The sequence below is a fragment of the Candidatus Blochmanniella vafra str. BVAF genome (genome assembly GCF_000185985.2).
Classification (GTDB): domain Bacteria; phylum Pseudomonadota; class Gammaproteobacteria; order Enterobacterales; family Enterobacteriaceae; genus Blochmanniella; species Blochmanniella vafra.
On sequence record NC_014909.2, the window covers coordinates 144498 to 158367 of the forward strand.

The following is a 13870-nucleotide window of genomic DNA, read 5'->3' on the forward strand; positions in this document are numbered from 1 at the left end:
ATATGCCAAAACGTACCGATATAAAGAGTATTTTGATATTAGGAGCGGGGCCTATTGTCATAGGTCAAGCTAGTGAATTTGATTATTCTGGGACTCAAGCATGTAAAGCATTACGTGAGGAGGGATATCGTTTAATATTGGTAAATTCTAATCCTGCTACAATTATGACAGATCCCGATATGGTTGATTCTACTTATATTGAAGCGATTCAATGGGAAATTGTATATAAAATTATACAAAAAGAACGACCAGATGCTTTATTATCGACTATGGGTGGTCAAACAGCTTTAAATTGTACTTTAGATTTAGAGAAGAAAGGTATTTTAAAAAAATTTAATGTTGAGACAATCGGAGTAACGATAGATTCTATTCATAAAGCAGAAAATAGACAAAAATTTCAAGAATCTATAAAGAGAGTGAAATTAGAAACTCCTAAATCTGATATTGCTCGCAATATAAATGAAGCGATGTCAATTCTTAACAATATTGGTTTACCATGTATTGTTCGTCCATCTTTTACTTTAGGAGGAAGTGGAGGTGGTATTGCTTATACTATAGAAGAGTTTGAACATATTTGTCAACGTGGTTTATTTTTATCACCTAATCATGAATTGCTGATTGATGAATCTTTAATTGGTTGGAAAGAATTTGAAATGGAGGTTATGTGCGATCTTAAAGATAATTGTATTGTGGTATGTTCTATCGAAAATATAGATCCTATGGGAATTCATACTGGTGATTCTATTACTGTAGCTCCAGCTCAAACATTAACTGATAAAGAATATCAAATTATGAGAAATGCTGCGTTTCTAGTATTGCGAGCAATTGGAATAAAATCTGGAGGAGCAAATGTGCAATTTGCAGTGAATCCAAATAATGGACGTATTCTTGTTATTGAAATGAATCCAAGAGTATCAAGATCTTCTGCTTTAGCTTCTAAGGCTACTGGTTTTCCTATTGCAAAAATTTCTGCTAAATTAGCAATAGGATATACTTTAGATGAATTATCTAATGATACTACAAATGGTCGAATTCCTGCTTCTTTTGAACCTTCTATTGATTATGTAGTCACAAAAATCCCTCGTTTTGATTTTAATAAATTTCCGGGCCAAAATAATAGATTATTAACAACTCAAATGAAATCAGTAGGAGAAGTGATGGCAATTGGTCGGAATCAACAAGAATCGTTACAGAAAGCAATACGTGCCTTAGAAATAGAAGGGATATTTGGTTTAAATGGTAAAGTTAATATTAATGATTCTAATGCGTTTAAAATAATTATTCGTGAACTGCAATATGCTAGTGATGATCGATTGTGGTATATTGCTGATGCATTTCGTTATGGTATGTCGTTAGATCAGATTTTTGAGTTAACTAATATTGACCGTTGGTTTTTAAGTCAGATTCAAGAAATTATACAATTAGAAAACGATGTGAAATTGAAAGGCATATTATTTCTTAATAAAGAAAATTTATTTTTCCTTAAACAACAAGGATTTTCTGATGTGAGGTTAGGGCAATTGACGAATACTTCGGAAATTAAAATTCGAGAATTGAGAAATTTGTATGATATACATCCTTCGTATAAACACATAGATGCATGTTCGGCAGAGTTTTCTACAGATACTGCGTATATGTATTCCAGTTATGACGGTGAATGTGAACATGATAGAATTAATAATGATAAAGAAACTGTTATGATTTTAGGAGGAGGTCCGAATCGTATTGGACAAGGGATTGAATTTGATTATTGTTGTGTTCATTCAGCTATAACTTTACGCGAAGAAGGATATAACGTAATTATAGTGAATTGTAATCCAGAAACTGTTTCTACTGATTATGATATATCTGATATTTTGTATTTTGAGCCGGTTACATTAGAAGATGTTTTAGAAATTATACGTATTAATAAATTAAAAGGAGTAATTGTGCAGTATGGTGGTCAAACTCCATTAAAATTAGCTACGTTTATAGAAAAATATGGTATTCCTATTCTTGGAACTAGTGCAAATATAATAGATCAAGCAGAAAATAGAGAACGATTTAAAAGCGCAATAAAATATTTAAAGTTAAAACAACCAAATAGTGTTACTGTATCTTCTATCAAGTTAGCTTTAAAAAATGCGAAAGAAATTGGATATCCTATTGTAGTTCGCCCTTCTTATGTATTAGGAGGTAGGGCTATGCAAATAGTATATAATAAGAAAGAATTATTATATTATTTAAAAGATGCTATTCAGGTCTCTAATAATGCACCAGTTTTGTTAGATCATTTTTTGGAAAATGCAATAGAAGTAGATGTAGATTTAGTATGTGATGGTATACAAGTATTTATTGGAGGTATTATGGAGCATATTGAATATGCAGGAATTCATTCTGGAGATTCAGCTTGTTCCTTGCCAGCATATACCTTAGATAATAATATTCAAAACATCATACGGCAACAAGTAGAAAAAATAGCGTTATATTTTAATATTAAAGGATTAATGAATGTACAGTTAGCTATTAAAAAAAATGAGGTATATATTATAGAAATTAATCCAAGAGCTGCTCGTACTGTTCCATTTGTTTCTAAAGCTATTAATGTAGCGTTAGCGAAAATTGGGACTCGTGTAATGTTAGGCCAATCTTTATGTGATCAAAAAGTTTTTCAAGAAATAATACCGCCTTATTTTTCAGTAAAAGAAGTAGTTTTGCCTTTTAATAAATTTTTAAATATTGATCCGAAATTAGGGCCTGAGATGCGATCTACTGGAGAAGTTATGGGAATTGGACGTACTTTTGAAGAGGCATTTGCTAAAGCAACATTAAGTAGTAGTCAATTTAAGATAAAAAGTAATAATTATTTAGGTTGTATATTATTATCGTTATCTGAGAGAGATTTAAAATTAGCAGTGATGGATTTAGTAGTTACATTTCTTCAGAAAGGTTTTATATTGGAAGTTACTCCAAAAACGGCAGATATCTTAAAAAAAATTGGTATTGCTTCTAAAATGATCAAAATAATAAATATAATTAATACTCAATATTTACTTGATAAAATGAAGAATGGTAAATATAGTTATGTTATTGATACAACTAATACATTATGTTGTGAGATGAATCATGATTCTTCCATATTATTAAGAAGTATGGCTTTGAAAAGTACTATTCATTATAGCACTACGGTACAAGGGGGATCTGCTGTTGCTATGTCTATCACTGAAGATCCTACAAAATATATTAGATCTATTCAAGATCTGCATATTGGATTAATTAATAGTATTTAATTTTTTATTGTTGTATAAATAAATTTATGATATTTACATATTTAGTTTAAAAAAGTTAATATTAATATATTTTGAATTAAATATAATTTTATATCTTGATATAAAGAGTGTCATGATCAGTTTAATATCCATACTAACAATTAATCATGTTATTGGGAGGAAAAATATTATTCCTTGGTATTTTTCTATAGATATGAATTGGTTTAAATATCATACTACAAATAAACCAATTATTATGGGGAGGAAAACATTTGAGTCTATAGGAAAAAAATCATTATCAAATAGGATAAATATAGTTTTAAGTAATCGATTGTCAAATAATAATAATGAATTTAATAATGTTATTTTTGTAGATGATCCTAATAAAGTGCTATCTTTATCTTTAGTAAATAAAAGTAAAGAGATTATGGTTATTGGAGGCAGTGCATTATATAAGATTTTTTTTCCTAAATGTACGCGTATGTATTTAACGTATATCAATACTGTTTATAATTATGGAGATAAATGGTTTCCTAGTTATAAAAAAGGGGATTGGAAAGTAATATGTGATATTTATAAAACATGCAAATCTTCTTGTAATAAGACGATGTATACTTTAAACTTTAAAATTTTCGATCGGTGACAATTTTAATCTAAACATTCGAGTTAACAAGGAGGATTACAAGGTTGGCGTATGATTGTTTTGTTTTCCCACTTTAATGCAGTTAATTCTCCTCCCCAACAACAACCAGAATCTAGTCCATAAATTCCAGGGGGGGTTTGAGTATTTTTTAATGATGCCCAATGCCCAAAGATTATGCTATATCCAGTAGTAGTCTTCAGTTTTGAGAATTTGAACCAAGGATAAATGTATGGAGGAGCATATTGAGGAAGATGTTTATATTGTAAATTTAACGTTCCATTCAAGTCAATATATCTCATTCTAGTAAATAAAATAACATTGTGTTGTATTTTTTCTAATTGATTAATATCAATATTGTGAATTTTAATTTTATTTTTTGAAGTTCTATTAGTAAAGAACAGTAATTCTGGATGATTGCTAATTAAAATATTTTCTATTTCTTGAGCATACAATTGTGCTTGATTAATACTCCATTTGGGATACAGCCCAGCATGACTCATTAATAATTTTTTATTTTTATCTATATAAAGGATAGATTGATGACGTAACCAATCTATTAGTTCATCTGAATCTGGAGCATTAAGAATATCATTAAAATGATGATTAGTTCTTTTTTTTTTTATAGAAAAAAATGTTTCAAGTAAATGTAAATCGTGGTTTCCTAATACAGTGCAAGCGTTTTTTTTAAAGCTTTTTATTAAACGAAGAATTTCTAATGAATTTGGACCTCTAGCAACTAAATCTCCAGTTAAACAAAGAAAATCAAAATCGGGGTCAAAATTAATATAATCTAGCATATGTCTTAAGTTTTTGTAACAACCATGAACATCACCTATAAAGTAGGTAGCCATCATTATTTTGTATTAATAAAATATTTATTTTATTTTATTATTATCTTGTATATGAAGAGATAATATATATGTATATGCGGTGTATGATAACAATTTAATTGTTGAAAATCAATATATTAACATTTATTATGTAGTATTTCTGCAAGCATACAGAATTGTTGAATAGTTAGATTTTCTGATCTTAATGTTGTATCAAGTCCGCATTTTTGCATTTCTTTTGTGTTGAATAATGAAGATAAACTATTTTTAATGATTTTACGTCTTTGATGGAAAGCGATTTTCGTTAAAAAAGAGAGTAATCGTATATCAACAATGGGATAGGGAAAGTGTGCATGATAAGGAGTAAATTGTATTATCATAGATTCTACTTTTGGAATAGGTATAAAGGATTGTTTTGATACTTCTAATCGTGATGATACTTGATAATGGTATTGAGTCATTATACTTAATCTGCCATATTCTTTACTGTTGGGCTGTGCTATAATTCGTTTGCCTACTTCTTTTTGTAACATAAAATGCATATCATAAATAATTTTAGTATATTTAAATAAATGTACGATTAATTGTGTAGCAATATTGTAAGGTAAATTTCCTATTAATCGAATTTTTTGATTAGATTTCAGAGGTATAAGATTAAAAAAATTTATTTTCATAACATCTGTATTGAAAATTTTTAATTTTTTAGTGTTAAAATTTTGAAAGAGTTTTTGAGTTAATTGAGGATCACGCTCTATTACTATTAAAAAGTCAACAACATTCAATATTGGTTGAGTTAAAGCTCCTAATCCTGGTCCAATTTCTATTATAGTTTGTTTGTGTTGAGGTTGAAATATATTAATTATAGAATTAATTATATTTTGGTCTGTTAAAAAAATTTGCCCCCATTTTTTTTTAATTATATGATTTTTATAATGTATTTTTTGCATAATTATAAGCATTTTTTATCATATTAATAGCGGTTTTGATAGCTAAGGTCATACTATTATTATTTGCAATACCTAATCCAGCTAGTTTTAGAGCGCTACCATGATCAACAGAGGTTCTAATAAAAGGTAATCCAAATGTGATATTAACGGATTTTCCGAATCCAGAAAATTTTAGAACGGGTAATCCTTGATCATGATACATAGCTAAGATTACATTTGCATATCGTAAATATTGTGTTTGAAAAATGGTATCTGCAGGAAATGGTCCAATAATATTACAGTTCATATTGGTTTTTCTCAGATTATTTAGGGCAGGTATAATAGTTGTAATTTCCTCTGATCCAATATATCCTGATTCTCCGGAATGTGGATTTAATCCGCATACATAAATGGTAGGATTCGAAATATTAAAATATTTTTGCAATCCTTGTACAAGGGTAGTAATAGTATTATGAATAGTTTGTTGAGTAATAAATTGAGATACTAAAGCTATGGGGATATGTGTAGTTACTAACGCTACATTTAGTTTATTATTACTTAACATCATTACGGGGGAGGTGTTTGTTTTACTGATTTTAGCTAGAAATTCGGTGTGTCCACTAAATGAAATCCCTCCTTTATTTAAAATAGATTTATTTATTGGGCCAGTAACTAAAGCTGAAAATTCTCCGTTAATACATCCTGTTGCAGCTCTATTTAAGGTGTTAATAATATAGTTATTGTTGGCTACGTTTAGTTGGCCAGGGATAACGGGTTGGGATAATGACATATCTAATATAGATATTTTTCCGGGTTTAAAAGGTAACGTTGTGTTATTAATATAGTAGGGTACTAGTGTTAATGGAAGATTAAGAGTTTTTGCTCTGTCTAATAGTAAATTAGAATCTGCACATATTATTAAGTCTATGGGCCATTTTTTTTGAACAGTCATAATAACTATGTCCGGACCAACCCCAGATGGTTCTCCTGGAGTAATGATAATTTTTTGAGGTTTATTAGCGTTGAATTGAATCATGTTTATTAAGAATTTTGATATATGATTCAGATTTTAATTTTTGAATCCAATTATTTAAAGTTTCATTGTATTTTTGAGATAATAAAAATAAATAAGCTCGTTCTCGTATTATTTCAGAGTAATTTACTTTTTTAATATCTATTAATTTTATTATACCCCATTTATTAAAAATATATATAGGATCGCTGATTTGATTTTTTTTTAGGGCGAGTAAAGATTTTTGTACCGATAAATCAAAGTGATCTAAATCTATCCACTGTTCTAAATGGTCGTAGTTTTCAGAATAAAAATTTTTCGATTTTTCTTTCAGAACTATATCAAAAGTAGTACGATGATTTTCGAGTTCTGTTTTTAGTTGTAGTAATTGTTTTTTGATATATTGTTCGTTGGATACATGTTTGAAAAGAATGCTATTTATTTTTACTCTGATTATAGGAAATGTATGTTGTTTGTCAAGTATATCTTGAATCGCTAAAATATGAATACCGTCATAAGAATGAATTGGACCGATAACGTCTCCTGGTTTTGCTGATTGTAGAGATTGATCAAAAATCATTGGAATATTTTGCCATGAGATCCACGATGTTTTTTTTACTGTAATTCTTGGAAAGATATTGTTACTGTAATATGTATATATTAAATCTTGAGCATTTGTTTTAGATTCTATTTTTTTAATTAATAGTCTTGATAAATTATTGTAACTGTTAATTTGTTGAGATGATGGATATATGGGTAGCTCAATAATAATATGCATTAATTTAAATTTTTTTTTGAAATCAACAAAATTTGATTGTTGGATGATGTCATTGATTTCATATGAAGAAATATTAATATGTTGACATATTGCGTGATTGCATATGACTTTGTTAAGTATTTCTTGATAAATTTCTGAAGAATATTGTGTATAATTTAATCCATACTTATTTAAATGTGAAAGAAATTGGGTGTGTGTCATGTTTCGGGATTGAGTAATGTGATCGATTATATGATCAATTTGATTATAATTTATATTAATGTTTTTTTTATTTGCTACTTGAGTAATGAGATGATCTGTAATTAATTGCTCTAATGCAATTTTATATAAATACTTATCTTTAGTAAGATGGTCAGGGGAATTGAAAGGATTTAGTTTTATAATGTTAATCTTATTTAGAAGGTCACTGTGTAGAATGATTGCATTATTAACTAATGCTACAGTTTTATCCGTAGTTTGTAAAATACTGTAAGTTGTATTTATTTTTAAAAACAGTAAAACTAAAAATAAAAATTTAAAATATTTCATTAGATACTATATATCATGAGTTAGTGTTGTAATATAATTTATATTATATATGTTGATATAAGGTATCATACTGGATTGTAAAAGTTTATAAGGATTTTGATAAAATTTAGATTTTGAATTATTTATTTTAAAGTAAAATTGTATTTTTTTATCATATGAATGAGTGTTTAACGTTTTATTCCAGTCAGTAATTTTTCGTTCAAAAAGTATACTAATAATCCAACATGGAGTAATTCGTTGTATTCCTATAGTTTGATTAATAATATAGTTAAATTTTAAATTATGATGTTGTGAGTAGCTTATTTTCCAATTTTTCAATAACGGGTAGTAGATAGTAGTGCCAATTTGAGAAATTGTTTGATAATAAAGTAATGGATTGTGGAGAATCGGAGTATTTTTAAGATATTTCGAATTTATATATCTGTAGTTTATTTGAAGTATATGATGGGTGTTGTTGTATTCTAAGGCAAGATTACTGAAAGAGAATTTATTGATAGGAATATGAAATTGTGTTTCAGAATGTATATTCCAGTAGTTATTAATATTCCAGTGTCCTATTCCTGAAAGTAGTAAAAATTTAGAAGTGTATGGATGACAATATGTTTTATTTGCGTCATAATTATGATATATAACTTTTTTTTGTTGATTAATATTAAAAAGATTGCCTACAGATATGTAGAATAATTCGTTTCTTTTTTTAAAACATCGAGCTGTTATTGTACTTTTAATTTGATTGGCAGGTGCTATTCTATCTAATCCACTATATATTGAGTCATGGAATAAGTTGTTATAAGTCATATGAATGAATTTGGTATCGTATATTCCAATATTTCTTTGGCAATAATAAGGAGTATATAAGTATTGTAATTTTGGTTCTAGAAAATGTTTATATTTTTTGGAAATATTTGTTTTTTGTTGAAAAATCATGCTTCCTTGTATTTTTAATTGCGGAATAATTCGGCTGACTTTATTTTGTAAATGATTCATTTTATGTTTTTGATTATTATAGTAATTAATATTATTTTGTTGGTAGTGTGTAATTTTTAATTTTGTTTCAGCGTTGAATTTAATCCAAGGATTATTTATTGTAAAGTTTATTTTTGGTTCTGTGTGTATTCTAATTGATGTAGGATTAAGATAGTGAGATGGGATGAATCTTGAAAATTGATTAAATATTTGAAAATAAAATAGTTTTTTGTAAATATTAAAGTGTATATATAGTTCTAGTTGTGGAGATGCTATGTAAGTGAAGTAGTTGTTTTTTATTGTTTGATTTGTATGGAAATTTGAATTTCCTAGATAAGCTATATTTAACTTGTAATGCTTATTATTATAGTAAAAAAAGATTTTTTGATCTATAAAATCATTAGGGAGTTTTGTTTTCTTTTGTATCGTATTATTATTTGAAGAAAAAGTTGAATTATTATTTGATACATAATTTATATTACAATACCATTTTTTATATATAAAACCATTGTGTTTCCAATATAATTTAGATAGTATATTATTATAAGAATAGTAATTAGCAGGGTGTTGTGTGATGTTATCGCTTATGATATCTGCGGTGATTGATCCTGATCCTAATTTGAAAAAGTAATGTATTTTTGTTTGTAATTTAATTCCAGAATTAGATGAATAATATGGGGAAATAATTCCAGAATAATATTTTGAAAAGATTAGAGGATATGGAATTTTTAATATCAAACCATGTTTTGCGCTATGTTTAATATTAGGAATATAAGATTCTAAGATATTTTTGTTGTTCAGTGAAAAAGATAAATAAGGACTATAAAATATTGGAATATTTTTAATAGTAAGATATGCATTCCAAATATCAATATTATTTGTATAATGGTCATATATGATTTTTGATCCTCTTATATACCAAGAGTTTGTATTAGAAGTACATGTAGTAAATCCCCCTTGATTTAAAATGATATAGTGATTGTGTTTAATTTGAGTAATATATTTAGCTTTACCGTAAATATTTGGTTGATATATATGATATTTGCTATTGTGAAATTTGTTTTTTTTATTATTTAAATCAAATTGAGCAGAAGATCCTTCTATTTGAATAGAATTATTGTGATAATGTACATTGCCATCGGCAAATAGTGTTGTTGCATGATATAATTCATGATTATTTCGGTAATAAAATATTGTTAATTTGTCGGATTTGACAATATTATCATTGTGTTGAATATTAACATTTCCGATAAATTGAATGTTTTGAGGATAATTAATTTCTATTCTATCAGATTGAGTATGTATTGTTGTAAATGTATTGGAATAGGAGTTGTTATTTTGTAGAATTTGTGATGTATGTAAATGGCATGAATTGTTAGGAGAATTATGAGCTAATGATATTTGTGTATAAAGTATTAGCCAAATCAAATTAATAAGTTGTATTTTACAATATAATTGCGGTGACATCACTCAGTCTGTTGTTAGATTATGTATGACTAAGAATACTAGTAGTATTCTTAGATTCAAATAAAGATATAACAATATATTATATTGTTATTTGATATGGTTTTTATATATTGAAAATTTACAATACAATTATGTTATATTGATATATTTTAAAAAATTATCTAGAAGTACGGATTTATAACGTATGTTACATGACATATTATATGTATTATAATTAGGGCATAAAATCATGATAATATATTCATATTTTATTTTAAAAAAGAAGGTTGATTATCTTCATATTCTTGAATCATTGAATTATTTAATAAGGTTAAACTAATTTTATCTAAGTTATTGATCATGAAGTTTTTATAAAAGTCATTTATTTGAAATAGATATTTGTTATTTTTTGTATGTATGGTTTGATTATATAAATTTACGGTAATATTCATTACTTTGTTTTTGCATGTGTTTATTTCTTCAAATAAAGAGTTGACTTCTAATTCTGATAAGATTGTAAGTAATAATCGATTATTGAAGCTATTTTCATAAAAAATATCCGAAAAACTTGGTGCTATGATTACTCGAAATCCATAATCAATAAGAGCCCATACTGCATGTTCTCGGGATGATCCACATCCAAAATTTTTTCGGGTTAATAAAATATTAGCATCTTTATAATTAAAATTATTAAGTATGAAATTATAATTTAAAGAGTTAGGTGCATTTTCAAGAAAACGCCAGTTAAAAAATAAATATTTTCCAAAGTTATCTCTCGTGGTTTTTTGTAAAAATTGTTTAGGAATGATGCAATCCGTATCAACATTAGCAATATCTAAAGGTAATACAATTCCTGTATGCTGATTAAATGATGTAGTTTTATTCATGTTTCTCCATAAGTTTTATTATTAATTAAAATATGTACGAATATCAACAAAATGTCCAGCAATGGCAGCAGCTGCTGCCATTGCTGGGCTTACTAAATGAGTAAGTCCTCCTCTACCTTGTCGTCCTTCGAAATTTCTATTACTTGTGGAAGCGCATCGTTCTCCTTGTTTTAGTTGGTCATTATTCATAGCTAAACACATTGAACAACCAGGTAAACGCCATTCAAATCCTGAGTTAATGAATATTGAATCTAATCCTTCTTTTTCTGCTTGTTTTTTAACTAATTTAGAGCCGGGAACTACTATGGCTTGAACATTATCTGAAATTTTATAGCCTTTGACCACATCAGCAGCTAATCGTAAATCTTCAATTCTTGAATTCGTACATGATCCTATAAATACTTTATTGATGGGAATATTTGTTAGATAAGTATTAGGTTTTAATTTCATGTAATGTAAAGCTTGTTCTGCAGATTGTCGTTCTACAGGATTTGTGAAGGATTCTAAATTTGGTATAGGTTGATCGATAGCGATTACTTGACTAGGATTTGTCCCCCAAGTTATTTGAGGTTTAACATAAGATATATCAATATTAAATATTTTATCAAAATTAGAGTCTGGGTCAGAATATAGAGAATTCCAATATATAAGAGCTTTTTCCCAATTTTTATTGGTTGGAGAAAATTTTTTATTTTTTAAATAATGATAAGTGGTTGAATCTGGAGCTATTAACGCGGAAGAGGCCCCCATTTCAATAGTCATATTACATAAAGTCATTCTTTCTTCCATACTCAATTGAGTAATGATGTTTCCAGAAAATTCTACTATATGATTAGTAGCTCCTCCATTTCCGACTTTTCCAATAATAAATAAAATAAGATCTTTTGCTGTAATTTTTGGGGGTATTGTTCCAAACAAATTAATTTTCATAGATTTATATCGGGGTTGCCGTAGGGTTTGTGTTGCCAGGACATGTTCTATTTCTGATGTTCCAATACCAAATGATAAAGCTCCGAAAGCTCCATGAGTTGCGGTATGAGAATCTCCACAAGCAATGGTCATTCCAGGTAATATAAGGCCTTGTTCTGGAGCTAACACGTGAATAATCCCTTGATTAGGATGATTTAAGTCAAACAATTGAATTTTAAAATCTTTACAGTTTTTAGTTAATTGATCTAGTTGTATTTGAGCTGTTTTTGAAATGGAGTTTAAATCTTTTATAGTAGTAGGTACATTATGATCCATAGTAGCAAAATTTTTATTAGGTCTTCTAACTGTACGATTTTTAGTTCTAATAGATTCAAAAGCTTGAGGAGATGTTACTTCATGTAATAAATGGCGATCGATGTACAATATCGGCATATCATTTTTATGCTCGTATACTATATGCGAATTATATATTTTTTGATATAATGAATACCCCATGATAACACCTCTTCTGTATTATGTATTTTATTTTTTATATATTAATGAAGTGATAATATCACCCATTTCGTTAGTACCTATTATTTTATTTGGTTGATTTGATTTAGTAGATATATCTAGAGTACGATATCCTAATGTTAATGCTTCATATACTGATTTTTCAATAATTGTGGCAATATGATTCAGTTGCAAACTATATCTAAATAATAAAGCAGCAGAAAGAATTTGAGCTATGGGATTAGCTAAATTTTTTCCAGCAATATCTGGAGCAGATCCTCCAGCTGGCTCATATAGTCCAAAATTATTTTCGTTCAAACTAGCAGAAGGTAATATACCTATTGATCCGCATATCATAGCACATTCATCTGATAAAATATCTCCAAATAAATTTGGGCATAAAATAACATCAAATGCGGATGGGTTTTTTATTAATTGCATAGCAGCATTATCTACATATAAATGTTGTAGTTTGATATTTGGATAATAATGTGTAGCTAATTTTGATACGGTTTTTCTCCAGAGCATGGAAGTGCGTAATACGTTTGCTTTATCTATAGATGTAACGTGTTTATGTCTTTTTTGGGCTAGCTTGAATGCAAAATGTGCAATGCGTTCAATTTCAAATCGATGATAAATAGCGGTATCAAATGCATATTCTTTCAATCCTGTTCCTGATTGGCCATGAGGTTGACCAAAATAAATACCTCCGGTTAATTCCCGTACACATGCAATATTTAAACCATTAGGAATAATTTTTGGTTTTATAGGAGATAAATGTATTAGGTTATTGGGTAAATATATAGGCCTTAAATTAGCGAATAAATTAAAATGTTTTCTTAAAGTTAATAATGCACCGTATTCTGGCCGTTCTATTCTACTTAAATGATCCCACTGAGGACCACCAACTGATCCAAATAATATGGCATCTGATTGTTCACAACATTTTATAGTATTTTTAGAGAGAGGAGAGCCTTCTAGATTAATTGCTTTACCTCCTATTATATGTTCTGTTGTAGTAATATTGATTTTAAATTTATTTTTTATTGCGTTAATTATTTTAAGTGCTTGATTTATTATTTCTGGTCCTATACCATCTCCTGGTAGTATTGCAATACGATAATTATTTTTCATAAATATTTTTGGATTGGTGTTTAAAATATAGTTATTATTTTTATTTTAAT

At 27.7% G+C, this 13870-nt stretch carries 10 protein-coding genes; 2 read left to right on the forward strand and 8 right to left on the reverse strand.

From position 1 onward, the window contains the following. Nucleotides 1-2: 2 nt before the first annotated feature. Together carB and BVAF_RS00610 are read left to right on the forward strand one after the other, a co-directional pair. Nucleotides 3-3269: a carbamoyl-phosphate synthase large subunit gene (gene carB, locus BVAF_RS00605; RefSeq protein WP_013516456.1), complete on the forward strand. Its 3267-nt coding sequence runs from the start codon at nucleotides 3-5 to the stop codon at nucleotides 3267-3269. A gap of 112 nt (nucleotides 3270-3381) precedes the next feature. Then, nucleotides 3382-3891 (forward strand): dihydrofolate reductase, encoded by a 510-nt coding sequence (locus tag BVAF_RS00610; RefSeq protein ID WP_013516457.1) that lies wholly within the window; start codon nucleotides 3382-3384, stop codon nucleotides 3889-3891. A 23-nt stretch (nucleotides 3892-3914) separates the two neighbouring features. Here the strand turns inward: BVAF_RS00610 and BVAF_RS00615 are convergent, their stop codons facing one another. From BVAF_RS00615 to leuB, 8 genes are all read right to left on the reverse strand, one after another. After that, nucleotides 3915-4742 carry a symmetrical bis(5'-nucleosyl)-tetraphosphatase gene (locus BVAF_RS00615; RefSeq protein ID WP_013516458.1) on the reverse strand — a complete coding sequence of 276 codons (828 nt, stop codon included), beginning with the start codon at nucleotides 4740-4742 and terminating at the stop codon, nucleotides 3915-3917. A 116-nt stretch (nucleotides 4743-4858) separates the two neighbouring features. Further along, entirely contained in the window at nucleotides 4859-5668 is an 810-nt protein-coding gene (rsmA, locus tag BVAF_RS00620) for a 16S rRNA (adenine(1518)-N(6)/adenine(1519)-N(6))-dimethyltransferase RsmA (RefSeq protein ID WP_013516459.1), read from the reverse strand. Then, a complete protein-coding gene (gene pdxA, locus BVAF_RS00625; RefSeq protein ID WP_013516460.1) occupies nucleotides 5649-6683 on the reverse strand; it encodes a 4-hydroxythreonine-4-phosphate dehydrogenase PdxA in 1035 nt (344 codons plus the stop codon). The genes rsmA and pdxA overlap by 20 nt, the downstream gene beginning before the upstream one ends. Then, a complete protein-coding gene (locus BVAF_RS00630; RefSeq protein WP_013516461.1) occupies nucleotides 6664-7965 on the reverse strand; it encodes a peptidylprolyl isomerase in 1302 nt (433 codons plus the stop codon). The genes pdxA and BVAF_RS00630 overlap by 20 nt, the downstream gene beginning before the upstream one ends. A 6-nt stretch (nucleotides 7966-7971) precedes the next feature. Beyond that, nucleotides 7972-10398, reverse strand: a complete 2427-nt coding sequence (gene lptD, locus BVAF_RS00635) for an LPS assembly protein LptD (protein ID WP_013516462.1) — start codon at nucleotides 10396-10398, stop codon at nucleotides 7972-7974. A gap of 248 nt (nucleotides 10399-10646) precedes the next feature. Beyond that, nucleotides 10647-11264, reverse strand: a complete 618-nt coding sequence (gene leuD, locus BVAF_RS00640) for a 3-isopropylmalate dehydratase small subunit (protein WP_013516463.1) — start codon at nucleotides 11262-11264, stop codon at nucleotides 10647-10649. Between the two features lie 21 nt (nucleotides 11265-11285). Next, nucleotides 11286-12689, reverse strand: a complete 1404-nt coding sequence (leuC, locus tag BVAF_RS00645) for a 3-isopropylmalate dehydratase large subunit (RefSeq protein ID WP_013516464.1) — start codon at nucleotides 12687-12689, stop codon at nucleotides 11286-11288. Nucleotides 12690-12716: 27 nt separating this feature from the next. Further along, on the reverse strand, nucleotides 12717-13820 hold the full coding sequence (gene leuB / locus BVAF_RS00650) for a 3-isopropylmalate dehydrogenase (RefSeq protein WP_013516465.1): 1104 nt from the start codon (nucleotides 13818-13820) through the stop codon (nucleotides 12717-12719). Nucleotides 13821-13870: the final 50 nt, after the last annotated feature.

Excerpts from the sequence above, each read along its gene's own strand:
- leuD (WP_013516463.1), bottom strand. The coding sequence starts at position 11,264 with ATGAATAAAACTACATCATTTAATCAGCATACAGGAATTGTATTACCT.
- BVAF_RS00615 (WP_013516458.1), bottom strand. The coding sequence starts at position 4,742 with ATGGCTACCTACTTTATAGGTGATGTTCATGGTTGTTACAAAAACTTA.
- leuC (WP_013516464.1), bottom strand. The coding sequence starts at position 12,689 with ATGGGGTATTCATTATATCAAAAAATATATAATTCGCATATAGTATAC.
- lptD (WP_013516462.1), bottom strand. The coding sequence starts at position 10,398 with ATGTCACCGCAATTATATTGTAAAATACAACTTATTAATTTGATTTGG.
- rsmA (WP_013516459.1), bottom strand. The coding sequence starts at position 5,668 with ATGCAAAAAATACATTATAAAAATCATATAATTAAAAAAAAATGGGGG.
- carB (WP_013516456.1), top strand. The coding sequence starts at position 3 with ATGCCAAAACGTACCGATATAAAGAGTATTTTGATATTAGGAGCGGGG.
- pdxA (WP_013516460.1), bottom strand. The coding sequence starts at position 6,683 with ATGATTCAATTCAACGCTAATAAACCTCAAAAAATTATCATTACTCCA.
- BVAF_RS00630 (WP_013516461.1), bottom strand. The coding sequence starts at position 7,965 with ATGAAATATTTTAAATTTTTATTTTTAGTTTTACTGTTTTTAAAAATA.
- BVAF_RS00610 (WP_013516457.1), top strand. The coding sequence starts at position 3,382 with ATGATCAGTTTAATATCCATACTAACAATTAATCATGTTATTGGGAGG.
- leuB (WP_013516465.1), bottom strand. The coding sequence starts at position 13,820 with ATGAAAAATAATTATCGTATTGCAATACTACCAGGAGATGGTATAGGA.